At 67.7% G+C, this 24659-nt stretch carries 24 protein-coding genes and 1 tRNA gene; 12 read left to right on the forward strand and 13 right to left on the reverse strand.

Going from position 1 to position 24659, the window contains the following annotated elements; translation table 11 throughout:
• The first annotated feature begins 2 nt into the window (after positions 1-2).
• Genes gcvH through gcvPB form a run of 3 tightly spaced genes read left to right on the forward strand, consistent with a single transcriptional unit; the run spans position 3 to position 3149 of the window.
• On the forward strand, positions 3-383 hold the full coding sequence (gene gcvH / locus BN996_RS18550) for a glycine cleavage system protein GcvH (protein WP_089781557.1): 381 nt from the start codon (positions 3-5) through the stop codon (positions 381-383).
• Between the two features lies 1 nt (position 384).
• Complete coding sequence (gene gcvPA / locus BN996_RS18555) at positions 385-1728, forward strand: aminomethyl-transferring glycine dehydrogenase subunit GcvPA (protein WP_089781559.1); 1344 nt, start codon at positions 385-387, stop codon at positions 1726-1728.
• Positions 1728-3149 carry an aminomethyl-transferring glycine dehydrogenase subunit GcvPB gene (gene gcvPB / locus BN996_RS18560; protein ID WP_089781561.1) on the forward strand — a complete coding sequence of 474 codons (1422 nt, stop codon included), beginning with the start codon at positions 1728-1730 and terminating at the stop codon, positions 3147-3149. Before gcvPA ends, gcvPB begins: the two co-directional genes overlap by 1 nt.
• 22 nt (positions 3150-3171) lie before the next feature.
• On the opposite strand, the gene BN996_RS20300 is transcribed toward gcvPB, so the two are convergent.
• Positions 3172-3348: a DUF7838 family putative zinc beta-ribbon protein gene (locus BN996_RS20300; protein ID WP_004042289.1), complete on the reverse strand. Its 177-nt coding sequence runs from the start codon at positions 3346-3348 to the stop codon at positions 3172-3174.
• A 242-nt stretch (positions 3349-3590) separates the two neighbouring features.
• Between BN996_RS20300 and BN996_RS18565 the strand changes: the two genes are divergently transcribed.
• Positions 3591-3932 carry a hypothetical protein gene (locus BN996_RS18565; RefSeq protein WP_226908796.1) on the forward strand — a complete coding sequence of 114 codons (342 nt, stop codon included), beginning with the start codon at positions 3591-3593 and terminating at the stop codon, positions 3930-3932.
• Positions 3933-4044: 112 nt separating this feature from the next.
• On the opposite strand, the gene BN996_RS18570 is transcribed toward BN996_RS18565, so the two are convergent.
• Genes BN996_RS18570 through BN996_RS18580 form a run of 3 tightly spaced genes read right to left on the reverse strand, consistent with a single transcriptional unit; the run spans position 4045 to position 6985 of the window.
• On the reverse strand, positions 4045-5043 hold the full coding sequence (locus BN996_RS18570; protein WP_193310974.1) for a metal ABC transporter permease: 999 nt from the start codon (positions 5041-5043) through the stop codon (positions 4045-4047).
• Entirely contained in the window at positions 5040-5882 is an 843-nt protein-coding gene (locus BN996_RS18575; RefSeq protein ID WP_089781746.1) for a metal ABC transporter ATP-binding protein, read from the reverse strand. The genes BN996_RS18570 and BN996_RS18575 overlap by 4 nt, the downstream gene beginning before the upstream one ends.
• Complete coding sequence (locus tag BN996_RS18580; RefSeq protein ID WP_089781565.1) at positions 5879-6985, reverse strand: metal ABC transporter substrate-binding protein; 1107 nt, start codon at positions 6983-6985, stop codon at positions 5879-5881. The genes BN996_RS18575 and BN996_RS18580 overlap by 4 nt, the downstream gene beginning before the upstream one ends.
• Before the next feature lie 191 nt (positions 6986-7176).
• Here BN996_RS18580 and BN996_RS18585 point away from each other — a divergent pair, with 191 nt between their 5' ends.
• The 4 genes from BN996_RS18585 (at position 7177) to BN996_RS18600 (ending at position 8564) form a co-directional block, all read left to right on the forward strand.
• Positions 7177-7416 carry a glutaredoxin family protein gene (locus BN996_RS18585; protein ID WP_004969721.1) on the forward strand — a complete coding sequence of 80 codons (240 nt, stop codon included), beginning with the start codon at positions 7177-7179 and terminating at the stop codon, positions 7414-7416.
• Positions 7413-7946 carry a cob(I)yrinic acid a,c-diamide adenosyltransferase gene (locus BN996_RS18590; RefSeq protein ID WP_089781567.1) on the forward strand — a complete coding sequence of 178 codons (534 nt, stop codon included), beginning with the start codon at positions 7413-7415 and terminating at the stop codon, positions 7944-7946. The genes BN996_RS18585 and BN996_RS18590 overlap by 4 nt, the downstream gene beginning before the upstream one ends.
• A gap of 262 nt (positions 7947-8208) precedes the next feature.
• The gene (locus BN996_RS18595; RefSeq protein ID WP_089781569.1) at positions 8209-8418 is read left to right on the forward strand and encodes a hypothetical protein; all 210 of its coding nucleotides are present in this window, start codon (positions 8209-8211) and stop codon (positions 8416-8418) included.
• A 71-nt stretch (positions 8419-8489) separates the two neighbouring features.
• A tRNA-Val gene (locus BN996_RS18600) sits at positions 8490-8564 on the forward strand.
• Positions 8565-8662: 98 nt separating this feature from the next.
• Here the strand turns inward: BN996_RS18600 and BN996_RS18605 are convergent.
• Positions 8663-8851: a DUF7511 domain-containing protein gene (locus tag BN996_RS18605; RefSeq protein WP_089781571.1), complete on the reverse strand. Its 189-nt coding sequence runs from the start codon at positions 8849-8851 to the stop codon at positions 8663-8665.
• Complete coding sequence (locus BN996_RS20390; RefSeq protein ID WP_187367408.1) at positions 8851-9000, reverse strand: hypothetical protein; 150 nt, start codon at positions 8998-9000, stop codon at positions 8851-8853. Before BN996_RS20390 ends, BN996_RS18605 begins: the two co-directional genes overlap by 1 nt.
• 500 nt (positions 9001-9500) lie before the next feature.
• Here BN996_RS20390 and BN996_RS18615 point away from each other — a divergent pair, with 500 nt between their 5' ends.
• On the forward strand, positions 9501-10949 hold the full coding sequence (locus BN996_RS18615) for a DUF7282 domain-containing protein (RefSeq protein ID WP_089781573.1): 1449 nt from the start codon (positions 9501-9503) through the stop codon (positions 10947-10949).
• 91 nt (positions 10950-11040) lie between these two features.
• Here BN996_RS18615 and BN996_RS18620 read toward each other — a convergent pair whose 3' ends face one another.
• The 6 genes from BN996_RS18620 to BN996_RS18645 all read right to left on the reverse strand — a co-directional run bounded on the left by BN996_RS18620 (position 11041) and on the right by BN996_RS18645 (position 20667).
• Positions 11041-11412, reverse strand: coding sequence for a DUF7980 family protein (locus BN996_RS18620; RefSeq protein WP_089781575.1), 372 nt, complete (start codon positions 11410-11412; stop codon positions 11041-11043).
• A 78-nt stretch (positions 11413-11490) separates the two neighbouring features.
• Positions 11491-12195, reverse strand: coding sequence for a haloacid dehalogenase type II (locus tag BN996_RS18625; RefSeq protein WP_089781577.1), 705 nt, complete (start codon positions 12193-12195; stop codon positions 11491-11493).
• Between the two features lie 124 nt (positions 12196-12319).
• The gene (locus BN996_RS18630) at positions 12320-14050 is read right to left on the reverse strand and encodes an Ig-like domain-containing protein (RefSeq protein WP_089781579.1); all 1731 of its coding nucleotides are present in this window, start codon (positions 14048-14050) and stop codon (positions 12320-12322) included.
• 3 nt (positions 14051-14053) lie between these two features.
• Positions 14054-16231 (reverse strand): hypothetical protein, encoded by a 2178-nt coding sequence (locus BN996_RS18635; RefSeq protein WP_089781581.1) that lies wholly within the window; start codon positions 16229-16231, stop codon positions 14054-14056.
• A gap of 4 nt (positions 16232-16235) precedes the next feature.
• The gene (locus tag BN996_RS18640) at positions 16236-18362 is read right to left on the reverse strand and encodes a type II secretion system F family protein (protein ID WP_089781750.1); all 2127 of its coding nucleotides are present in this window, start codon (positions 18360-18362) and stop codon (positions 16236-16238) included.
• On the reverse strand, positions 18352-20667 hold the full coding sequence (locus tag BN996_RS18645; protein ID WP_089781583.1) for a type II/IV secretion system ATPase subunit: 2316 nt from the start codon (positions 20665-20667) through the stop codon (positions 18352-18354). The genes BN996_RS18640 and BN996_RS18645 overlap by 11 nt, the downstream gene beginning before the upstream one ends.
• 389 nt (positions 20668-21056) lie before the next feature.
• On the opposite strand from BN996_RS18645, the gene BN996_RS18650 reads away from it, so the two are divergent.
• The gene (locus BN996_RS18650) at positions 21057-22199 is read left to right on the forward strand and encodes a CBS domain-containing protein (protein WP_089781586.1); all 1143 of its coding nucleotides are present in this window, start codon (positions 21057-21059) and stop codon (positions 22197-22199) included.
• 104 nt (positions 22200-22303) lie between these two features.
• On the opposite strand, the gene radB is transcribed toward BN996_RS18650, so the two are convergent.
• Complete coding sequence (gene radB, locus BN996_RS18655) at positions 22304-22993, reverse strand: DNA repair and recombination protein RadB (RefSeq protein ID WP_007274534.1); 690 nt, start codon at positions 22991-22993, stop codon at positions 22304-22306.
• 162 nt (positions 22994-23155) lie between these two features.
• Between radB and BN996_RS18660 the strand changes: the two genes are divergently transcribed.
• Both BN996_RS18660 and BN996_RS18665 read left to right on the forward strand, forming a co-directional pair.
• On the forward strand, positions 23156-23902 hold the full coding sequence (locus tag BN996_RS18660; protein WP_089781588.1) for a hypothetical protein: 747 nt from the start codon (positions 23156-23158) through the stop codon (positions 23900-23902).
• A gap of 182 nt (positions 23903-24084) precedes the next feature.
• Complete coding sequence (locus BN996_RS18665) at positions 24085-24612, forward strand: hypothetical protein (protein WP_089781590.1); 528 nt, start codon at positions 24085-24087, stop codon at positions 24610-24612.
• Positions 24613-24659: the final 47 nt, after the last annotated feature.

Raw genomic sequence — 24659 nt, forward strand, 5'->3', positions numbered from 1 at the left:
CAATGTTCGAAATTCCCGACGACCGGAAGTATCTGGAATCGCACGAATGGACCACCACCGAGGGCGACGCCGTCAAAATCGGCATCTCCGACTTCGCGCAGGACGAACTGGGCGACGTCGTCTTCGTGGAGCTCCCCGCCGAGGGCGACGTGCTCGTCGCCGGCGAGGAGTTCGGCGTGGTCGAGAGCATCAAGGCCGTCTCGGACCTCTACGCCCCCGTCTCGGGCACGGTCACGGCCGTCAACGAGGAGCTGTTCGACGCCCCGGAACTCCTCAACGACGACCCTTACGGCGACGGCTGGATGCTCGAAGTCGAACCGGCCGACGAAAGCGAGTTCGACGACCTCCTCTCCCCCGAGGAGTACCGCGAGCAGACGGAGTGAGATGACAGCTGGAAACGGACGGCGGGCCGGAAGCCCGTACGCCCCACACACCGACGCCGACGAGGAAGCGATGCTGGACGCCGTCGGCGTCGACAGCGCGGAAGACCTCTTCGACATCCCCGAGGAAGTCCGCTTCGACGGCGAGTTCGGCGTCTCCGGTGCCGACGAGCGCGAACTCAGGAACGCCATGGCCGACCTGTTCTCGCGCAACGAGGAGCTGACGGAGTTCCTCGGCCGCGGCCACCACGCCCACTACGTGCCGGCGCTGGTCGACGACCTCTCGCGGCGCTCGGAGTTCCTCACCTCGTACACGCAGTACCAGCCCGAAATCGCGCAGGGCTTCCTGCAGGTGCTGTTCGAGTACCAGTCGATGCTGGTCGAGCTGACCGGGCTCCCGGTCGCCAACTGCTCGATGTACGACGCCGCGACGGCGCTCGCCGAGGCCGCGCTCCTCGCGAACCGCCTCCGGCGCGGCGCGAGCGGCCACCGCGTGCTCGTCCCCGAACACCTCCACGAGGGCCGCCTCGGCGTCCTCGAAAACTACCTCGACGGCGCGGAGATGGAAATCGGCGAGTACCCGATGGCCGACGGCGCGGTCGACGTCGACGCCCTCGCTGACCTCGTCGACGACGAGACCGCGATGGTGTACGCCGAGACCCCGACGGTCCGCGGCGTCATCGAGGAGCGACTCGCGGACATCGGCGACCTCGCCCACGACAACGACGCGCTGTTCTGTCTCGGAAGCGACCTCGTTGCGCTCGCGCTCCTCGAAGAGCCAGCGAGCGTCGGCGCCGACGTGGTCGTCGGCGAGGCCGGCGCGCTCGGCCTCGGAACGGCCTACGGCATGGGTCTCGGCATCTTCGCCACCCGCGAGGAGTACCTCCGGCAGGTCCCCGGCCGGCTCGTCGGCGTCTCCGAGGACAGCGCGGACATGCGGGCGTTCACGCTGACGCTCCAGACCCGCGAACAGCACATCCGCAAGGAGCGCGCGACCTCGAACATCTGTACGAATCAGGCGTGGGTCGCGCTCCGAACGGCCATGCACATGGCGTGGCTCGGCCCCGACCGCCTCGTCGACCTCGCGGAGCGAGCGGTCACCGACGCTCGCGACCTCGCTGACCGACTTGACGAGCTTTCGGGCGTCAAAGCGCCGCTGTACGACCGCCACCACTTCCGCGAGTTCGTCGTCCGGACGGACCAGCCCGCGCCCGCCATCACGAACGACCTCGCGGGTCGCGGCTTCGCGGTCCACGCCCTCGACGACCACCACCTGCAGGTCTGTATCACCGACGCGAACGCCGACGCCGCGGACGGACTGGTCGCGGCCTTCGAGGAGGTCATCTGATGAACTTCGACCAAGCCCGATTCAGCCGCGACGACGAGTACGAACCGCTCCTGTCCGAGAAGGACAGCACGACCGTCGAGGTCGATTCGGAGGGCGTCCTCCCCGACGACCTGACCCGCGACGAACTGACGCTCCCGGCGCTGTCGGAGCCGCAACTGGCGCGCCACTACACGCGCCTGTCGCAGATGAACTACAGCGTCGAACTCGGGCCGTACCCGCTTGGGTCGTGTACGATGAAGTACAACCCCTCGTTCACGGAGGACGTGGCGGCGGACCCCAACGCCGGGGTCCACCCCGACCGCTCCGACCGGACGATTCAGGGGACGCTCGGCCTCCTGCACGGCCTGCAGGAGTACCTCGCGGACATCGGCGGCATGGACGCCGTGACGCTCCAGCCCCCGGCGGGTGCCGCGGGCGAGTTCACGGGCATCCTCGTCGCCAAGGCGTACCACGAGTCGCGCGGCGACGACCGCTCGGAGATTATCATCCCCTCGTCGGCCCACGGGACGAACTTCGCGTCGGCCGCGATGGCCGGCTACGACGTGGTCGAACTCCCCTCTGATGACGACGGCCGCGTGGACATGGAGGCGCTCGACGCCGCCGTCTCCGAGGAGACCGCCGCGCTCATGCTCACGAACCCCAACACGCTGGGGCTGTTCGAGCGCGACATCGTCGATATCGCCGAGTTGGTCCACGACGCTGGCGGCCTGCTGTACTACGACGGCGCGAACCTCAACGCGCTGCTCGGCCGCGCCCGCCCCGGCGACATGGGCTTCGACATCATGCACTACAACGTCCACAAGACGTTCGCCACGCCCCACGGCGGCGGCGGTCCCGGTGCCGGCCCGGTCGGCGTGGTCGAAGAGCTCGCGGAGTTCCTCCCGAGTCCGATGGTCCGCGAGACGGCCGCCGGCTACGAGCAGTACGAACCCGAGTCGTCCATCGGCAAGGTCCACGGCTTCGCCGGCAACTGGCTCGTGCTCGTGAAGGCGTACGCCTACATCGCCCGCCTCGGCGACGCGGGCCTCGCGGACGCCAGCGCGAAGGCCGTCCTCAACGCCAACTACCTCGCCTCGCAGATAGACCTCGAAGTCCCGTACGGGCCGTTCCACCACGAGTTCGCGGCGACCTCGGGCGACCGCGACGCCGCCGACGTGGCGAAGCGCATGCTCGACTACGGCGTCCACCCACCGACGACGAAGTGGCCCGAACTCGTCTCGCAGGCGATGCTCACGGAACCGACGGAGGTCGAGGACAAGGCGTCGCTCGACGACCTCGCGCACGCCTTCAACGCGGCGTACGCCGACTCCGACGAGGCGCTCGAAACCGCGCCCTCGAAGACCAGCGCCCGCCGCATCGACCAGGTGTCCGCCGCGCGGAACCCGCGGCTCTCGTGGCGGGCGCTCGGCGACGACGAATAACGAGAAAACCCTCTTTTCGCGGTTACGCTTCCGCTTTCGCGTACGTCTCGATGTCGTCCGTGATGTGGATGTAGCCGTAGTCGCACTCCGTGCAGTGCCACTTCGTCTTCGTGCCGAGGTGAATCTCCATGCTGGCGGCGAGGTAGAACGTGTCGTTGCCGCAGGCCGGGCACTCGCGTTCGATTTCGAGGTCGCTCATGGGGTCGAATCCGTGGTAGTCGTTGTTGAAGATATTGGTTCGCGGACGCTGTGGCCGGTGCAATAAATCAAATACCGCGATATGAAATCCGGATTCGTCGCCGAATCACTGCCAGTTCGCGTGAACGGCCGGGTCTGTGCCGTCTCTCCGGTTTGCCGCGTCAACTGGGGGGCGTCACAACTGTGGCCGGGCTCCCGGACCGTCTGTCAAAGGTTATGCATCTTCGGATTCAGTCATCGACCGTGCCCTCCCGCATCGTCGAGCGCCCCCGCGTACTGTTGTTCCTCCTGCTTACCGTCGTGCTGGGCGGCTTGACCGTCCGGGCCGCCGTCCGCGGCCACGCCGCCGTGCAGGTGTTGCTCCTCGCATCGCTGACGGGGTACGCGCTGACGGTGCTGTTGTTCCACCGGGTTCCGAACGTCGAGCGTCTCGTTGCGGTTCCACTCGGCGTCGTCGGCGTCGCCGCCTACGGCGTCGGCGCACCGACGGACCTCCCGGTGCTGTTGGTTCTCCTCGGCGTCGGGGGAGCGGTCGACCTGCTGTGGGACCCGAGCGGGACCGTCCACGGGAGTCAGTCGGACTGACCGCCGCTTGAGGTGGCAGGTTGTATGAGACACCGCGAGCGGTGGCGGGGACAATCGAGACCGAATCGCACCGAAATCGCCGAGCAACAGGCGGGTCAGAAAACGCGAGAGACTACAGTTCGGAGGACTCGATACTCCCCAGTTCGGGGGTCGCGTCCTCGCCGGCGCGCGCCTGTACCTTCCCGATAGCGACGGCGACGACGTAGATGCCGACCGCGACGAGGACGATGACGCCGCCCGCGGTCGCCTCGCCGTAGTAGGACGCGCCGATGCCGAGGAGGACGGCGAGTTCGGCGAGCACGACGGAGACCAAAAGCGACTCCGAGAAGCTTCGGGAGACCTGCGCCGCGCCCGCGACGGGGACGACGAGCATGGCGGCGACGAGGATGACGCCCATGATTTGCATCGCGCCGACGACGACCAGCGCGGTCAGCATGACCATCACGCGGTTGTACCACGTGACCGAGATGCCCGAGACGGCGGCGGCCGTCTCGTCGAACGTCACGTAGAGCAGTTGATTGCGCGTGAGCGCGACGGTGCCGACGATGACGGCGAACAGCACGAGCAGGATGGCCGCGTTCTCCGCGGAGACGGTCGAGAGGTTGCCGAAGAGGTACTGGTTGATGCCGACCGCGAGGCCGCCCGCGTTGAGGCTGATGAGGACGGTCCCCAGCGCGAAGCCGGTCGACAGCACGATTGCCATCGACACGTCGTTGTAGGCGTCGGTCGCCTCGGAGATGAGTTCGATGAGGAGCGCCGCGATGACGGCGACGACGACGGCGGTCAGATACGGCGAGACGCCGAGGCTGAACACGCCGTTGAGAAAGAGGCCGACGGCGACCCCGGCGAAGGCGGTGTGGGCGAGCGCGTCGCCGATGAGCGCGAGCTGGCGGTGGACGAGGAACGTCCCGATGAGCGGGGCCATCACGCCGATGCAGAGGCCGACGAGGATGGCGCGGTGCATGAACCGGTAGTCGAGGAAGCCGAGGCCGGTCGCGTCGCCGACGGCGAAAAGCAGGTCGGACCACAGCGCGAGGACCCAGTAGAACGGCGCGAGGACGGCGTCTAACGGCCCCGCTTGGAGCGCGACCAACAGTTCGAGGGGAATCACGCGCGACCACCGCCCGAACCGCCCGCGAAGGAGGCCGCCGTGCCGAACGCCCGCGCGAGCGCGTCGCTCTCGACGAACTCGTCGGTCGGGCCGTCGAAGTAGACCTCGCGGTTGAGACAGACGACGCGCCGGGCGTGGTCGGTGACCGCGCCGAGGTCGTGTTCGATGAGGAGAACCGTGATGCCCTCGTCGTTGAGCGCTTCGAGCAGGTCGTAGAAGGCGTCGACCGACTCGGCGTCGACGCCGACGGTCGGCTCGTCCAAGACGAGCAGGTCGGCCTCGCCGGCGAGCGCGCGGGCGATGAAGGCGCGCTGGCGCTGGCCGCCCGAGAGCTTCGTCACCCGGCGGTCGGCGAACTCGGACATCCCGACCGTGGCGAGCGCCTCGTCGACGATGCGGTGGTCCTCGGCGGAGAGTCGGCCGAAGCCGACGTGGGGGAACCGACCCATCTTCACGACCTCGCGGACGGTGATGGGCATCTCCTTGGAGGCGCTGGCGTGCTGGGCGACGTATCCGATGCGCGCCCCGTCGTCGAAGGCGTGGGAGGGCTCGCCGAACAGCCGTGCAGACCCCTCGTCGGGACGGAGCAGGCCGAGGATGAGCTTCATCAGCGTCGACTTGCCGGAGCCGTTCGGCCCGACGATGGCGACGTACTCGCCGGGGTCGATGCGGAGCGAGATGTCCTCCACGACGGGCGTCGCGGTGTAGCCGAACTCGACGTCCGCGAGTTCGACGAGGGGGTCGGACGAGCCGCGGCCGTCATCGGCGGCGGCGTCGGCGACGCCGGTGTCGGCGGACTCAGCTGACTCGGCGGACTGGCCATTACGGAAGACGCTCATTCGAAGTTCCTCCATTCGTCGGCCCAGCCGTCGTAGCCGACTTCCTCGGGCGACTTGTTGCCGAGGACGACCTCGAACGTCGGCATGTTGATGTTGTCGGCGATTTCCTCGTAGCCCCAGTCGTTTTCCACCCAGTCCTCGCGGACGCCCGCGTACGGGGTGACGGGGAAGTACGCCTCGACGGGCGTCTCGGCGATGAGCTGTTTCGCGGGGCGGCGCGTCTCGAAGACGCCCGCGCCGATGTACCTGATGTCGTTGTCCTCGATGACGCGCTTGGCCTCGGTGATGTCCGAGGGCTTCACGTCGCCGCTGGCGGCGAGGTTGACGACGAGCGGGCGCATCTCGACGCCGTAGCGGACGCCGATGTACTGGAAGGCGTTGTGGGCCGCCAACTGGACGACCTTGCGCGACGCCCGGTCGAAGATGTCCTGATAGTCCCGGTCGATGCGGTCGAGCACGTCGGTTTTGTACGCGTCGGCGTTGTCGCGGAACGTCTCTTCGTGCCCGGGGGCGAGTTCGACCAGCCCCTCCGTGATGTTGTCCACGGCGGTCTTGGCGCGCCGCGGGTCGAGCCAGAAGTGGGGGTCCTTCCCGCGGCCCTCGCCGACGCCCTCCTCGTCGCGGTCGAGGCTCGCGGCGAGTTCCACGAGTTCGACGCCCTCGCGGACGTTGATGAGTTGGGTGTCCACGCCGTCGTCCTTCAGCGTCTGGATGGCGCGGTCGGCCCACGGCTGGAAGTCCTCTCCGACGTGGACGAACGCGTCGGCCTCGATGATGTCCCGCGTGACGCTCGCATCGGGTTCCCAGCCGTGACCGTGAAGCCCGGTCGGGATGAGGTTCTTCAGGGTCACCGGGGTGTCGGCCGCGACCTCCCGCGCGAAGTCGTAGAAACTGAAGAACGAGGCGACCACGACGGGGCCGCCTTCCGACTCGGACCCGCCGGAGGCGTCGTTCGAGCCGGTGTTCGAGCCGTCGGTTCCGCCTCCCGCTCCGCCGCCACCGCCGAGACAACCGGCGAGCCCGGCCGTCAACAGACCGGAACCGGCCGCGACGACCGACCGCCGAGAGAGTTTGGCACCGGCCGAATCTGGATTCGCGTTCATTACTATGCTAGATAGAGACAACGCATTATATAGATGTGTTGCTCTAAGGTTTAAATTAGACGGGTCTAAAACGAGTGGCGAGCCGCAACGGCTCACGGGGCACCGACGACGATGCCGCTGAACAGGAGTGCGCGGCGCTCGGACCCACCGGCGTGCAAATCTCTTTGGGCCGGCGCGCCCAACGGCCCGACATGGGAATCGAACTCTACGCGCTCGACGGCTGTCCGTACTGCGAGAAGGTCCACGACGCGCTCTCCGAGGCGGGGGTCGACTACGAGACGCAGTGGGTCGACGCGCTGCACTCGGACCGAAACGAGGTCAAGCGCGTGAGCGGCCAGCGCGGCGTTCCGGTCCTCGTAGACGGCGACCGCGGCGTGACGATGTCCGAGAGCGAGAACATCCTCCGGTACGTCGACCAGACGCTGGCATGAAGATATACACCGGTCGCGGCGACGAGGGGATGACCGACCTGCGGGACATGACCCGCGTGTCGAAGACGAGCCACCGCATCGAGGCGTACGGAACGGTCGACGAGGTGAACGCGCTGGTCGGGACCGTGCGCCCGACCGGCCACGGCGACGTGGACGAGGTTCTCGAAACGGTCCAGAACCACCTCCACATCGTGCAGGCCGACCTCGCCAACCCCGACCCCGACGAGGGCGACCCGCAGATAGCCGCCGACCACGTGGACGAACTCGAAGCGTGGATAGACGAGGCCGACGAGGAACTCGACCCGCTCACGTCGTTTATCCTCCCCGGCGGGAGCGAGACGGGGGCCAAACTCCACCACGCCCGCGCGGTGTCCCGGCGGGCCGAGCGCCGCGTCGTCTCGCTCGCGCCGGAAGAACCCGTCAACGAGGAGGTCGTCGCGTACCTCAACCGCCTCTCCGACGCGCTGTTCGTCTTCGCGCGACTGGTCAACAAGCGCGACGGCGTGCCCGAGGAGTCGCCGACGTACTGAGTCGAGCCCCCGCTTCACCCGCCGGCGTCGGCGGGCCGGCGCGGTCGCTCACGAGGATAATGGGACCAGGACGGACGAATCGTGCCCACGGTATCGCCGTCCCGGAAGGGGCCAGACGCTGGGACCGACCACGAAGCGTGGCCTGCGTTCCCAGTTTTAGGTATGCCTAAGAATCACTAAAGTGTATCGCTCTTTCTCAGACATATGAGATTCGGTACCGCGTGACATAACCGTTTTCTCGTCCGCGGGACTATCCGGAGGTATGAACCGACATTTCACCGACGCGCGGTACTACTTCCGGCGGGGGTTCGAGCACCTGTACGCCGGGGTCGACGAGGAGACGGCACCGCTCCGTCGCCGCCTCATGGCGGCGCTCGGGCGCGAGGTCGAAGACGAGTCGGAGCCCGCGCCGCGGACGCGGAGTCGCCGAGCCGCCGGGCGGGTTCGCCGTCGCGTGCGGCGACCCGAGTAGGTGCGTTTGTGCCCCGAATCGGGGCACAACGTAAGTCTTAATTGGCGGCGCGGGAAATCGAAGTCGTAGCCGGGTTGGTGGTCTAGCCAGGTTATGACGGCTCCTTCACACGGAGCAGGCCGGCGGTTCGAATCCGCCCCAACCCACTTTCTGAGTTCTCGAAACGATAAGTGACAGGCGTCTACGGAGCCGAGGCTGGTCGCCGTCAGTTAATCAAAAAACAAAAACGTCGCAAGCCGAGCGCCTACGCGATATCGTCCAGCGAGACGGCGCTCCCTCGGTCGACCGTAATCCACGAGGTGGTCAGTTCCTCCGATTTCGGGGAGAACACGGTCAGTTCGCTCGGGTTCTCGGGGTCGTCGTAGATGCATTCGAGGTCGAACACCGGCGCGTCCGCCAACTCGTCGGAACTGTGGGGTGCGGCCGTACTCATCAGATAGAGACGTCCGCCTTGCAACTCGCACACAGCGCGTCGCCGACCGCCTCCTTCGGGACGGAGGTCCCGCATCGAGGGCACCGGGAACGGGTGCGCGAGTACTCCGTGTACGGTGCGATCCGCGAATTCTCGTTGGATTCGCTCATACACGTCCAAATACGACACGAGTACAAGAAGTTTTGGATATTGTGGTCGTAATTGTTCAGATTCGAACCCGAATGTAACGATACTCTCGATTGTAGTTTGTACTCATCCACATCAAAGGAGAATCGGTACGCGGGTGGGAAGTCGGCCGAGCCGTCCGGAGAGGCCCCGCGAGACAGCCACCAGTTCGATACCGTTCCGGTTTCGAAACGCTCAGTCGCATCCGTCACTCAATCTGTCAAGAATGTCGAATAAACGAGAGGCTACCCTGTTAGCTTCGGTGACGTAATCGCTTTTCTGACAGTTAACGCGTAGCGTCTCGAATGAAACATCGTGTTTCGCGAACTGTTGCGGAAAAACTGGTCAATAAGCCCCCAGTATCGGAATCAGAGACAGACTAACCGCCTACACCATCAGGTAAGTTGACAGCCGGAACGCGAAACTATTGAAACTATCTCGTCACCTTTTGCCGGCGGCGTCGGTAGACTGTCACCGCAGACACATGAGCACACGAACACGTATCGCCGGCGTCCTCGTCGTCGTCGCCCTCGTCGCGGCGGCGGCGGGGACCGGTCTGGCGGCGTCCGACGGCGTGCAGTCGGTCGCCCAGCCGGACGCGCCGGCGGTCGACACACGGCAGGCACAGGTACAAGAACAGACGCAGACACAGATGCAGACGGAGTACTGCACGTATCCGAGCAACGGGACCTACGAGTCGTTCGAGGTGAGCAACCTCTCCGCGCCGTCCGGCGTCGAAGCCGGCGAGCCGGTGACGGTGTCGGCGAACATCACCAACCCGAACGACGTGCCGATGATCCAGTGCGTCGAGTTCCGACTCGAAGGCGACGTGGTCGAGCGGACCGGCTGGGCGCTGAACCCCAACGAGACCGAGACCATCGAGTTCGACGTCAACACGACGGGTCTCGAAGACGGGACGTACATCCACGGCGTCGAGACGCGGGACTTCGGCGAGCTGACGACGCTCACCGTGGGCGAACAGCCCGAACCCGAGGAGCCGACCGCGACGCTCCAGTTCGACGACCAGGAGTCCGACGGGAGTAACGTGACCGTCGCGAGCGCGAACCTCTCTGACGGGGGGTACATCGCCATCCTCGACGAGAACGGCTCCGTCGTCGGCGCGACCGACTACCTCGAACCCGGGGAGCAGGAGAACGTCACCGTGCCGCTTCTCGAACCGCTGAACGAGAGCGCCACCCTGACCGCGCAGGCGCACCTCGACACCAACGACAACCAGACGCTCGACTTCCTCACCTCCAACGGGACTGAGGACGGTCCGTACACGATGAACGGGACGCCCGTCACCGACGACGCCGAGGTGACGATTAGCGAGGAGCCGACAGAGGAGCCGACCGCGTCGCTCCAGTTCGACGACCAGGAGTCCGACGGGAGTAACGTGACCGTCGCGAGCGCGAACCTCTCCGAGGGCGGCTACATCGCCATCCTCGACGAGAACGGTTCCGTCGTCGGCGCGACCGACTACCTCGAACCCGGGGAGCAGGAGAACGTCACCGTGCCGCTTCTCGAACCGCTGAACGAGAGCGCCAACCTCACGGCGCAGGCGCACCTCGACACCAACGACAACCAGACGCTCGACTTCCTCACGTCCAACGGAACCGAGGACGGCCCGTACACGATGAACGGGACGCCCGTCACCGACGACGCGGTCGTGACTGTCGGTGAGGAGCCGACCACGGAGACGCCGACTGAGGAACCGACCACCGACGAACCGACGACTGAGGAACCAACCACTACCGACGAACCAACCACTGAGGAACCAACCACTACCGACGAACCAACCACTGAGGAACCAACCACCGACGAACCGACCACCGACGAACCGACCACTGACGAACCAACCACTACCGACGAACCGATGAGCGAGACGCCGCCGCCGACCGAGACGCCCATCGACAACGAAACGGAGAACTGAACCGCCGACAACCGTCCGACTCGGACCCACCACCGGGTCGGCCCGGAGCTATTTTTTGACGGCGAGCGCCGGCGCGACCGGCCAACCGAAGTCAGCGACCGAGCGCCGCGAGCAGGCCGTCGGGAACGGTGAGGAAGCCGAACCAGACCAAAAGCACCACGAGTGCGGTGTAGCCGACCGAGATGGCGAAGTCCTTGGCGAACCGTCGCGCGGTGTACGGACGAGGTTCGGCCGACACAGCGTCGACCGCGCCCTTGTGGAGCAGGACGAACCCGGCCACGTTCGTCAGCCAGTAGCCCGCGACGACGCCCGGGAGAAACCAGCTTCTGGAGATGAGGCTCACCGCGACCCCGAACGCGTAGGCCAGCGGGAGGTTGACCACGAGGTCGTTCCACCACGAGAGCGGGGACAGAACGAACCCGATAGCGGCCAGGATACCGCCTTTCACGCGCCGCCGTTCCATCCGACTAGATGGACGGCAAGTAACATCAGCATTGTGAACAGATAGCATATATCGTGCGGGGTAGCACGCCGGAGCGCGTCAGTCCGCCGTCCCGCTTTCGTCGCCGACGAGCGCGTCGACGAGCGCCGTGAGGTCCGGGACGGTGAGGTCGGGTTCCGGGCCGAACGGTTCCCACGGGGAGTCCTTGCGGTCGACCCAGACGCCCTGCATTCCGGCGTGTTGCGCCCCCATCACGTCGAACCAGCCGGCGGTCGCGTGGGCGATTTCGTCGATGGGCGTCCCGGTTCGGGCGGCCGCGTGGCGGTAGATTTCCGCGTCGGGTTTGAACACCCCGACCTCGTCGGCGCTGACGACGCCGTCGAGGAGGTCGCGGATGTCCGCGTGGTCGACCATCGAGTCGAGCATCTCGGGGTTCCCGTTGGAGACGACGTAGCAGTCGTAGCCGGCGTCGCCGAGGCGGCCGACCGCGTCGCGCACGTCGTCGAACACGTCGAGTTCGTGGTACACCGAGAGAATCTCGTCGCGCTCGCTCGCCGAGACCGACACGCCGTGGGCGTCCAGCGCGTACTGGAGCGCCGCGCGGTTGACCTCGTAGAAGGGTTCGTACTCGTCGACGTGGTTGCCGACGAACGTGTATTCGAGCGACCGCGACCGCCACAGCTTCGAGACGGGTTCGGGGTCGTCGACGCGCGCGGCGAGCGCCTTCTCGGCGGCGTCGACGTCGACGAGGGTGCTGTACGAGTCGAACGTGACCGTCGAGACGCGGTCGGAGTCGAACGACATGCGCGGCTCTACGGCGGCGCGAGTGTTAACGATACGGCGGTCGCGCGGACGCGACGGGGAAAAAGACCGAAGAATGGAATGGGTCGGCGCTCCTGACGAGCGCGGCGGGAGGGAGTCGGCCCGCTCAGTCGTCCCCCTCCTCGTCTTCCCAGAGGGTCACGAGGATGACCACGTCCTGCATGTCGAAGGCGTTGCTCCGCGGGTCGGTCGTCCCGAGTTCGAACAGGAAGATGGCCTGGTTGTCGGCGAGGGACATAGTTCGTCCGTCGGCGCTGATGTACGGCGCGACGAACTCGGCGACGTCGTCCTGTCCGTTGTAGCCTCGTATCTCCGGGACTGGGTCGCCGTCGCGGAGGACCGCGACCTGCCGGTGGTCGACCGTCGAGTCGGCCCTGACGTAGCCCCGGGCGGTGGCGACGATTGAGAGTCCGTCGCCGTCGTCGCCAGACAGGGTGAACGAGTGGGACCGGCGGTCGTTCACGTTGTTCCAGTCGCGCGGGTGGTGCGACTCGCGGTCGGCGACGAAGGTGACGGAGACCGGCACGTCGCCCCAACCGTCCCGGATGGCGCTGCCGAGCAGTTCGAACTCGCCCGTGAAGGCGTTCGACGGGACGACCTCGCCGTCGTCGATGCTGAAGTCGTCTTCGGGCTCCGGCGTCGACGGCGTGGTGTTTCTGACCTCGTAGGTCTCGCCCATCCCGCGGACTTCCAGCGGGATGGAGACCGTCGCGCCGGGGCCGGACGCCCCGTCGAGGGCGACGGTGACGGTGTCGTGTTCGATTTCGGTCACGCCGGCGGGCGCGGTGTAGGTAAAACTCGCGCGGCCCGACTCGTCGGTGACGGCGGTCGCCCCGTCGATGGGGGCGACGGTGCCGCCGAGCGGCGTCGGCGAGGTGGCGGTCAGCGTCGCGCCCGCGGCTGGCGCGCCGTAGCGGTCGAACGCGCGGACAGTGAGCGTCTCGCGGCCGCCCGAGGGGACCGCGGCGTCCTCGCCTTCGACCGCTACGGCGTAGGCGGCGGGGTCGGGTTCGACGGCCTCGCCGACGCCGAGGCGGGCGACGCGGAAGTCGTAGCGGACGCCCGCGTCGAGTTCGATAGTGACGACCGCGTGGTCGCCGCTGGCGACGTGTGAGACGACCCGCGCGTGGGGTTCCTCGGCCATGAGGTCGACCCACGCGTCCTCCGAGAGGTAGGTCGGAACCGAGATTCGAACCGGGTCGGTGGCGCTGTACACCGGCAGCGACTCGCTGCGGACGGAGACGGGCGCGAGCGCCACGGTGTCGCCGGCGGTCGTGTGGCCGTCGAGGTCGCCCTCGAAGAACACGAGCGTAACGGTCGTGCCGCGGACGAGCGACTGGCGGTGGACGACGGGGTTGCCGTCGGTTTCGAGGTACGAGACGCCGCTTTCGAGCACCATCCGGGCCTCGTCGCGCTCGGCGTAGTCGGCCTCGTAGACGATGGCACCGGTCTCGTAGGTGCGGGTCGAGCCGTCCCAGAACACCGCCTCGGGACCGACCGCGGAGACGCCCGTGACGGTCACGGCGTCCGCGCCGTCGACCCGGAACGTCCCGACGCTGTCGGGCGGCGACACCACGAGGTAGCGCTCGGGGTACGACACGTCGGAGTCGACCGCGACGCGGCCGCCGGACTCGACGCCGGAGGCCCGGAAGAACTGCGAGTCGAGCGACGCGAGGTCGGTCGAGACGCTGGCGCTGTGGTCGGCCTCGTCGCCGGCGGTCCAGACGGGCGTGCCCGCGAGTTGGACCACCGCGATGACCGACACGACCAGCCCGAACGCGAAGACCAGCCCGAGGATTTCCGAGACGCCGCGGGAGTCGAGGGAGAGACGGGACACGGCTCAGACCTCCTTCTCGGGGGCGTTCAGTTCGGGCGTGTCCTCGTCTTCGATAGAGGAGTCGGGCAGGTAGATGCGGACCGCCGCGGTGATGACCACGTCGTCCTCGGCGGAGATGGCGGCCTCGCGGCCGCTGACCATCCCGCCGTCGGAGGTTATCTCCACGTCCGTCTTGGTCGAGGCGATGTTCGCGCCGACGACGAAGACGTTGCCCTCGGCGTCGACGACGATGTCGCCGTCGCCGAGCATGACCACGCCGTTGAGGTTGACCCCGCCGCGCGCGGAGGCGACTTCGAGCGCGCCGTTGTCCTTGACCCCCGAGAGGCCGGCTCCGGCGAGGTCGACGCCGTCCGTGCCGTCGATGCGGATGTCGCCTTTCCCGCTGATGTCGGCGCTCCGGGCGCTGACGAAGCCGTTCGTCGAGACGATACGGAGGCTGTTGCTGTCCTGTGCGACCGTCACCCCGGCGTTGTCGAGGTCGACGTCGCCGCCGGCCTCGATGGAGAGGCCGGCTTTGCTTCCCTGCGTGACCGACGCGCCCGAGAGGTCGATTTCGTCGCCCGCGGTCACGGTGATGTCCTGCCCCGAGACCGAGGTGACGCTCACGCCGACCGCGGCCAGCGAGCCGCTTCCGGCGTCGACGTCGACTTGGCTGTGCGAGCCGGTCGCGACGACGTCGACGTGGAGCGAGACCCCGTCGCCCGCGAGGGTGATGTCGCGGTCGGAGACGATGGTCCCGGTGCTCGGCGGGACGACGAGCCGGTCGGTACCGGCGTCGTATTTCACGTCGCCGCCCGTGCCGGTGTCGTTGACGCGGTAGTCCGCGCCGTCGAACTCGCCGTTGCCGTCGACGTCCGCGTAGACGAAGCCGGGGTCGTCGACGGCGGCCACGAGCCCGCGGAGCGGGTCGGTGACGCCGCCTTCGCGGAGCTGTACGTCGAAGGTCACGCGGTCGACGGTCGCGCCCGCGGCGTCCTCGGCGACCACGTCGAACTCGTCGTTGACGACGCCGTCGACGCTTCCGGGCGCGGTGTAGACGAACGTCGCGCGGCCGTCCGAATCGGTGACGGTCGAGACGGTACCGGTGTCGCGCGCGACGACCCGCCCGCTTTCGGCGGTCAGGCCGGGGCTGGCCTTGACGACCGCGTTGGGGACGGGGTTGTTCTGCGCGTCGCGGACCTCGACGACGGCGCGGTGGCTCGCACCGGGCGGGACGACGGCGTTGTCGCCCTCGACATCGACGATGTAGGCGGGCGCTTGGAGCGCGCCGGGGGTGTCGATGCCGACCCGCGAGAGCCGCAGGTCGTAGGTCTTGCCGGGCGCGAGTTCGACCGTCAGGGTGTTGTAGTCGGCTCCGGTCGCGTAGGCGATAGAGCGGACGTTCGGCTCGTCGGCAAGCAGGTCGCGCCACGTGTCCTCGGAGAGCCGAGTGGGGACCGAGATGGTGATGGGCGCGCCCGCGTCGGTGACCGTGATGTAGTCGGTGCCGGCGCTCAGGGGGACGACGCCGAAGGTGGTCGCCTCGCTCGTCGCGGTGTCGATGTCGCCTTCGAGGAAGACGAGCGAGACCTTGGTGCCGTCGACGAGCGACTGGGTCGCGCCGACCTCGCCGCCGCCGTAGGCGGTGTACTGTGCGGTCCCCTCGTGGACGAGCGAGGGCTCGCTCTGGAGGTAGCGGTAGTCGGGGCGGTAGACGAACTGCTGGGTGTCGAACGCGTGTTCGGAGCCGTCCCAGTAGGTGCCGGTCTCGCCGGTCGCGACCGCGCCGGAGATGCGGGCCGTCGCGGGGTCGGTCGTCCGGAGGCTTCCGGAGCCTGCGGCGGGCGAGACGAACAGCGCGCGGGTCGGGTAGTCGACGCCGGCGTCGAGGGTCGCGCGGGTCTGCCGGCCGTCGACGGCCTTCGCGACGCTCTCGTCGAACGCGGCGAAGTCGGTCTCGGCGGCCGTGAGGTGTTCGAACTCGGTCTGTTGGTTCCACGCGGGGACCGCCGAGACCTGCACCATCGCGACGAGCGAGACGACGAGCGCGAACGCGAGCATCGTGCCGAGGATGGCCGAGGCCCCGCGGCGGTCACCGCGGAGGTGCGAGCCGCGGCGGGCCGCGCCCGCGACGAGCCCGCGCAGTACGTGCCTGAGGGGCGAGTGTGTGTATTGGGTGTTGTTGGGAGTGTTGTGAGTCATGGCCTTACACCAGTGCGAAGGCGACGAGCGCCAGCGCGGACAGTCCGAGGGCGTACTTCAGCCCGCTGAGGGCGCTGTTGTCGGCGAGTTTGCCGGCGAGGAGCCCGCTTCCGACCGCCTGAATCAGCGCGGAGTGGAAGAACACCACGTGGAAGTTCGCCAGCGGGACGGAGCCGATACCGATGGGGAGCGCCTGCCCGTTCGACGCCGTCGTGGGCGCGGTCATCTCGGCGAGCGGGGCGAGGTAGCTCGCGCCGAGCATCAGGATGACGAACAGGTAGACGAAGTACCCGATGACGACGATGGCGATGTACGAGCCCATCGCGCGACGGCGGGACTTCTCCAGTTTGTAGCGGTTGCGGGTGTCTTCGGCGGCGACGCTGAGGACGCGCGAGAGGTCGCCGCTGGTGCGGCCGCCGCTGGCGATGAGCCGGATGACCCGCGAGAGTTGCGGGACGTTGAGCCGGGTGGCGAACGCCATGAGCGCCGCGTGGGCGTCGTGGTTCCAGCGGATGTCGTTGCGGAGCGCGCGGAGTTCGTCCGCGAGCGCGCCGTTCGACCAGCGGGAGACGAGCGCGAGCGACTCGACCAGCGAGATGCCCATCTGGTTGGCGCTCGACAGCAGGTTCAGCGTGTCGGGGAAGCGCCGTTCGAGGGTGCGCTCGCGGCGGGTCCGAAGCTCGTGGAACACCGTCAGCGGGACCGCCACGATGGCGAACGGGAGGACCACGAACCAGACCGTCGTGTTGTACGGGTCGGCGAGCATGGCGTCGAGGCTCGGCGTCGCGAGGCCGAGCGCGTAGACGGCGACGACCGACAGGAGCGCGACGGGCACCGTGAAGGCCGCCGAGAGGTACGGCTGGCGGCGCATGATGTCGAGCGGGTCGCCGATGAGCGTCCGAAGCTCGTACACCGCGTTTTCGAGGCGGTAGTCGTCGAGTCGCTCGTCGACGAAGCCGCCGTCGGAGGCGATTCCGTCGCTTCCCCAGCGGGCCTCGCGGGCGCGCTGGACCTCGCGGCGCATCGCGCCGAGGAAGTCGACCGCGACCGTCCGAATCTCTTCGAGGACGGTCACGTCGTGTTTCGTCCGGACCGTGTCCTGGGTGTACGGCGAGGAGAGCACGTCCACGAGGAGTAAGAACAGCCCCATCCCGAGCGGGAAGATGAGGTAGTTCAGCGCGTACAGCTGGACGAGCGTGTCGCCGCCGAGGAAGCTGATGACCATCAGGGTGACGATGAGCAAGAGCGGCGCGGCGACGAACGCGGCGACGAACACCTCCGAGAGCATCGACAGCGTCTCGATGAAGTCCTCCTGTTCGTCGCGGGCCTCTTCGAGGTAGGTCGCGGACTCGCGGTCGAGGAAGGCGGTCACGTCGCCGCCGGAGTCGAGGACCGACAGCAAGTCGTCGAGGAACTGCTCGAAGTTGATCGAGGGCGTCAGGTTCCGGGAGTTGCGGAGCGCCGTGAACAGGTCGTTACCGAACAGGTCCATGTCGCGGGCGATCATCTCGAACTCGCGGGACACCTCGCCGTAGTCGGGCGCGTCGGCGACCGAGCGGATGACTTCGAGGAAGCTCATCCCGCCGTGGCTGAGCGCGTACATGTAGACGATGGCGTGCGGGAGCAGGATGTCGATGCTCCGGCCGCGCATCTCGGCGCGGCTCTTGGGGAGGTAGTACCGGGCGTAGTAGGTCCCGGCGGCCGCTAACCCGCCGACGAGGCCGACGAGGGCCACGCCGAGGATGGGAACCTTGTAGGGGGTGAGCGGGGCGACGTACCGCGCCGCGATGCCGAGGATCACGGGGCTCGACGCGTTCGCCAGCACGCCCGTGCGGGCGAGGACGAACGTGAGCGCGAGCCCGACGAGCGAGCCGAACGCCGCGGTGACGACCGCCAGCTTCACCGACTGGGTGAGATACAGGTCGTAGGTCGTTCCCACGCGGGTCTGGTTCAGCCAGCGCTGGAGGTCGCGGTGGCCCGCCGGGTGGCGCTTGAAGTACGTGCGGACGTAGCCGTAGCGCTGGCGGAGTCGCTCGACCTCCTCGGGCGACTCGTCGAAGTGTTCGCGCGGGAAGTACTGCTCGACCTCGTAGTCGGGCAGGGGAACCGACGCCGACGAGTCAGCGGGCATCGTCGGCCTCCCGTTCGTCGTCGTCGGTCGCGGGTTCGTCGGCTTCGCTGTCGTCCGAACCATCCGAGGCGTCTGCGGCGTCCGAGGCGTCCGAAGCGTCCGAGGCGTCATCGGCCGGCGCGGGGCCGGCCTCCGCGATATCGTCGAACTCGGCGGCGTCTGCGACGACAGCGGAATCGGTTTCCGCGTCGTCTACACCGGCATCGGCGTCGTCGCCGACTTCCCAGTCGGTCCCGACACTGTCGGGCTCGCCGGGTTCGTCGGGGTCGTCGGCGTCGCGTTCGGCGGCGGGTGCGGGTTCAGGGGCGGCCTCCGCCTCGGCGGCGTCGGGCGTCTCGTCGCCGTCTTCCGCGTCGTCTAACTCGATGTCGAACAGGTCCGCGAGGAGCCGTTCGGTCTCGGGCGAGACCTCGATTTCGTCGTCGTCGAGGTCGTCGGCCGCGGCGTCGTGCTCGTCACGTTCGCCGTCCGCGCCGTCCTCGTCGACGGAGACCAGCGAGGTCTCGGCGTAGACGTGCGCGAGGAGCCCCTCGCGGTCGCGCTCGAAGCGGCGAATCATCGCCGAGACGGTCAGGTAGTCGTCGACGCCCGAGGCGGCGATGTACCGGAGCACGTCGGCGCGAACGTCGAGTTCGTACTTGAGGTCGGCCTTCGTCCAGCCGCGCTCGGCGGCGATTTCGTCGAGGACGACCGAGTCGCCGACGCGCTCGTGGGCGTCGTTCTCGGGGTTGCGCTTGAACACGTCGCGGAGTTCGACCTCGCCGTCGTCGTCGACGCCGGCGATTTCGGTGACGGCGATGTTCCGGCGGGTCCGGTCGCCGTCGAGGTGAATCTGCTTTTGGACCGAGATGATGTCGAGGTCCGAGAGCATCTGGGCGGGCACGCCGAGGGGCTCGTTGCGCATGCGGTGGACCACGCCCTCCGAGGAGTCGGCGTGGAACGTCGTGTACGCGGTGTGACCCGTGGCGATGGAGTGGAAGAACGTCAGGGCGACGCGCTCTTCCGTGCGAATCTCGCCGACCAGCAGGTACTCGGGGCGCTGGCGGAGCGCGGCCTGCAGGAGCGCGTACATCGACACCTCGCCGCGGCCGTCGGCCGTGAACGTGTCGCGGGTGACCGACTGAATCCAGTTGTCGTGCGGGAGGGTGATTTCGCGGGTGTCCTCGATGGAGACGACCTTCGCGTGGCCGGGGACGAAGAACGACACCGCGTTCATCGAGGTGGTCTTCCCGGAGCCCGTGCCGCCCGCGAAGATGAGCGAGCGGTTGTTCTCGATGGCGAGCCAGAAGTACGCCATCTGCTCGACGCTGAAGGTGTTCCAGCGCACGAGGTCGACCGGCGACAACGGCACGTCCGAGAACTTCCGGATGGTGAAGTTCGACCCGCGGGTGGCGATGTCGGAGCCGAGGGTCAACTGGACGCGGGAGCCGTCCGGGAGGCTCGCGTCGACGAGCGGGTCGGAGACGGTCACCTGCTTGCCCGCGCGCTGCGCGAGGCGGATGGTGAACGACGAGAGGTCGCCGTCGTCGAAGACGACGTTCGTCGGCACGTCCCGGTAGACGCTGTGGAAGACGTAGACGGGCACGTCGTCGCCGTCACAGGAGATGTCCTCGATGCCGGGGTCGCGCATCACGGGGTCGATGCGGCCGAAGTGGATGAAGTCGCGGAGCAGGAAGTAAAACAGCTTCCAGAGCGACCCGTCTTCGACCGTCGCGGCGTGTTCGGTGATTATCCCGCGGGCCTCGTCGTCGAAGACGTCCTCGCGGTCGCCGTCGGCGTCGAGGTCGCGGTACAAGAGGCTGTTGCGCAGAATCTTCGTCAGGTCCTCGCGCACGAAGTCCTCGAAGTCGTCGAGGCGCGGCTCGCTCACGTGGTACCGGTGTTCGCGCCGCTCGTGGTCGTACAGGATGGAGACGAACGCGAAGGGTTTGTTCACCCAGTAGTGTTCGACGGCCTCGACGCCTTCGAGGAACGCGAAGTCGAAGAACCTGTCTTCGATGAACGCCTCGGAGGGCGCGGGCGCGAACGCCGTCTCGTCGTCGATTTCGGCGAAGAACGCCTTCACCTCGCGGAGGACGGCCTCCCGGAGCGTTTCCGGGCGGTCCTCGTCTTCCGCCTCGCCTTCGACGGGGTCGGCGGGGCCGTACTCGATGCGGTCCGACGCGGGGACCGGGAGTTCACTCGCGCGGGCGGCCATCGCCTCCGGACCGGTCGTGGGGACCAGTTGGGCGGAGCCACCGTCTGCTCGGAACGATTCTTCGCCATCGCGGCGGTCAGTCTGGGAGTTCTTGTCAGGAGACGCCATTCTCTGGAAATACTGAACGGTAGGAACTGCTGTAAGTATGGAGCGACTAGATGACCAGATTCGGCCGGTTAGGCCCGAACTACCGCCGGATTCAGGAATCTAACTGGTTCGATGTCGGCGGGGAAGTTAGACCGACACGCCCCCGGAACGACCCGGCAACGGCTGACAACCAACTGAGAGTACTGTCCCTCGCGGACGGTGTCCCCGGCCGACGCGTCGGCGAGAAACGGCGACATTCAGCGAAATGTGAGTGTTAACAATGGTCATAGGCCGTCTGCCGGCGGAATTCGCCCCTTCAGCCCCTCGTGGCCTTGCGATTTCGGTCCTTCCTAGCGGGTGGAAACGGGACGAACCTTCAAGAGACGAGGCGTTGTATGTAAGGATGTATTATGGATATTGCTGATATCGCCACTCCTGATTTCATCGAGGTCGACGTTGACGAGCGATTAGGCAAAGTCCGCTCCATCTTCGAGCGGGAAAACCCTAAGGGCATCATCGTTCAGGACGACGGCGAGTACGCGGGCGTCATCGGTGAGAAACAGCTCATCAACTCGCACGTCGAAGACAGCACCAAAGCGGCCGCGCTGACGAAGGCCGTCCCCAAGATAGACCGTCACGAGAACGTGCGCGAGGTCGCGCGGATGCTCGTCGAGGGCGACACGAAGGTCGCGCCGGTCTACGAGGGCGAAAAACAGTACGGCATCATCACGCAGGACGCCATCCTCGAAGCCGTCCTCGACAACCTCGACGCGCTGACCGTCGAGCAGATTTACACCGACGACGTGATCACCGTCGGCGAGCGCGACCACCTCGGGCAGGCCATCAACCGCCTCCGCGAACACGGCGTCTCGCGGCTCCCGGTCGTCAACGACGAGGGCCGCCTCGAAGGTATCCTGACCACCTACGACCTCGTCGAGTTCATGGTGCGCGACGAGGGTCGGCAGGGCAAACAGGACCGCCGCGGCGACACCGACCGCATGCTCGACCTCCCGGTCTACGACCTCATGACCAGCCCGGCGCGCACGGCGACGCCCGAAGAGAGCGTCCGCGAGGCGGTCGCGCGCATGCTGGAAAACGACATCGCCGGCCTCGTCGTCACGCCGGCCGACGACGACGGCGAAGTCCTCGGCGTGGTGACCAAAACCGACGTGCTCCGCGCGCTCACCTACACCGAAGAAGAGCAGATGGACGTGCAGGTCACGAACATCGGCCTCCTCGAAACGCTGAGCCGCGCCGACATCAACTCGGCTATCACCGAGGTCGCCGACAAGTACCAGCGGATGAGCGTGCTCCACGCCCACGTCCGCTTCCACGAGCACAAGGAGAAGCTCCGCGGCACGCCGCTCATCCAGTGCCAGATTCGGCTCCGCACGAGCCACGGCCAACTGGCCGGCAGCGGCGAGGGCTACGGCGCGGAACACGCGTTCCACGTCGCGCTCGACAAGCTCGAACGCAACGTGCTCGAAGTCAAGGGCTTCGAGGCCGACGAGCGCTACCGCGGCCAGCTGCTCCGCAAGCTCAACGAGCTGTAACGCCGCCGAGTCGCCGGGGCGCACCGAACGCCCGAGCTGTAACGCAAACCGAACACAGGAGCGGGATTCGGCCGGGTCGTCCGCCCGGCCGCGTCGACCTTTTTCTACACGTCAGCCGCGGAGAGCCCGCGGTCCGTTATCTTGAACGTCGCCGTCTCACCGGCGGGTTTCGCGCGGTGCTTTTCGAGCGTCGCCCGGCGGTTGCCGCCGCGGAACCGGTCGAGGCGGACGACGGTGCCGGTCCAGTGTTCGAGGGTGTGGCCGCCGAGCGCGCGCGTCCGGTCGGTGTCGGGGTCGGCGTACACCTGATTCGTCAGGACGACCGCGAGGTCGTGTTTGCGCGCCAGCGACAGCAGGTGCGTGACCTGCCGTGCCACCCGGCGGAGCGCCTCGCCGCCGTCGCCCTCGGCGGTCCGTTCGAGCCGGTAGAAGCCGGTCGCCGAATCGAGGACGATGAGGTCGGCGCTGGCGGCGAACTCCTCGGCGTCGCGGACGGCCTGTTCTTGGTCCTCGAAGTCGTACGCCTCGCTTATCATCAGCCGCGAGGTCACAGACTCCACGTCCTCGGGGGCGACCGCCTCCGCGAGCTGTTGGAAGCGGTCGACCGACAGGCCCTCGGTGTCGATGTAGACGACGGTGCCGCCCGCGGCGGCGACCCGGACCGCCGCCGAGAGCGCGACGTTCGTCTTGCCGGCCGCGGAGGGACCGTACACCTGCGTGACGGTGCCGCGTTCGAACCCGCCGTCGAGGAGGTCGTCGAGCGCGTCACAGCCGGTGGAGACTGACTCTGTCACGTCTGGTGGTGAGAGCCACCGGCCGAAAAAGACCCCGGTCGCCGCGGACGGTCTCGGGGGAACTCGCAGTCGCGCGACCGACCGCCGCCTCGACGCCGGTCCGCGACCGCCACGGCGACTCGCGCACGACGCTTTATTCGTCGCCGTCGCCAAGGGACCTCCGTGATAGTCGTCGCCACCGCCGATTTCGACCTCTACCACGAGGCCGTGTCCGAACTCCGGAGCCGAGGTGTCACGTTTACGACCGTCGAGCCGGGCGACCCCCTGCCCGAGCGGGCGCGGGTGCTCCTCACCGGCCCCGACGACGACCTCGACGGCACGGGCTCCGACCGAAACGTGACCCGCGTGACCGCGACCGGCGACGACGTGCGCCGCGCCGTCGACGAGGCGCTCGCCAGCCTCCGCGGCGACGGCGGACAGACCGTCGTCGGCGTCGACCCCGGAACCAGACCGGGTATCGCGGTCCTCTCGGGCGAGACGGTCGTCGCCGCGTTCCACGTCCCGCTTTCGGACGCCGTCGACGTCATCCGAGAGGAGACCGACGACGCGGTCGACCCCGTGGTCCGCATCGGCGACGGCGCGCGCTTACAGGGCGCGAAGCTCATCAACGAACTCGACGGCGTCGCGGTCGAGCTCGTCGACGAGACCGGGACGACGCCCTACCTCGGAAGCGGCGCGCGCGGCATGGGCGACGTGCTCGCCGCGGTGAACATCGCCCGCCGGGGCGGCGAGCGCATCGAGTCCCGCGAGATAGAGCCGACCGAGGGCGAACTCACGCGCATCAAGGCGCGCTCCCGGGAGGCGTCGGCCGACAACCGCACCATCGACGACGGCCTCGCGCGCCGCGTCGCCGGCGGGGAACTGAGCATCGACGAGGCGTTGGACGAACACCGCTCCCGCGAGGAGTGAGCGTCCATACCGGCGGCCCTGACGTCGTTAACGGCCGCCTAACGGGGCTCTACGCGGCCGGTTGAGGAACCTCCGTTTCGAGTGGTCGGCCCACGAAGAACGCTATTAACGCGACTCTCGGTTTATGAGACGCACCGCGCCCGATTCATACCTACGTTCTCCCGGCGCGTATTCCGTGTCGCATGAGCACATCACGCACCCCCGAACTCGGGCGACGGACGTATCTGAAGGCACTCGGCGTCGGCGCGCTCTCGGTCGGCGCGTTCGCCGCGCACCGCGGGGCGCTCCAGCGCGAACTCGCGTCGGTTCGGGCGGCCACGTCCAAGTACGCCGACGTTCGGAAGGCAATCGCGGACGGCTACGTCCTCGGCAGTCCGTTCGTGCCGGGCATGGGCTACCACTACGTGAACGAGAACTACGTCATCGAGAACGACGACGACGAGGTCGATATCACCAAGCCCGCCGCGCTCGTCTACGGGAGAAACGAGGGCAACGGCAAGGAAACGCTCGTCCTCGGCGCGGCAGAGTACCTGTTCGACGAGGCGCCGAACTACGGGGGACCGTTCCCGGACCCGTTCCACGGCGACAGCGACGACGGCATGTGGGGCTTCGCGGCGGGACACTGGGGTCTCCACGCGTGGGTCCACGTCAACAACCCCGCGGGGACGTTCGCGCCGTTCAACTCCCGGCCGCAGTTCAACGAGAAGTGACCTGACGGGTCGGCAGCGAACGGTTTTTTCGGCGAAGCGTCTCGGGG

Source organism: Haloferax massiliensis (assembly GCF_001368915.1).
Lineage (GTDB): Archaea > Halobacteriota > Halobacteria > Halobacteriales > Haloferacaceae > Haloferax > Haloferax massiliensis.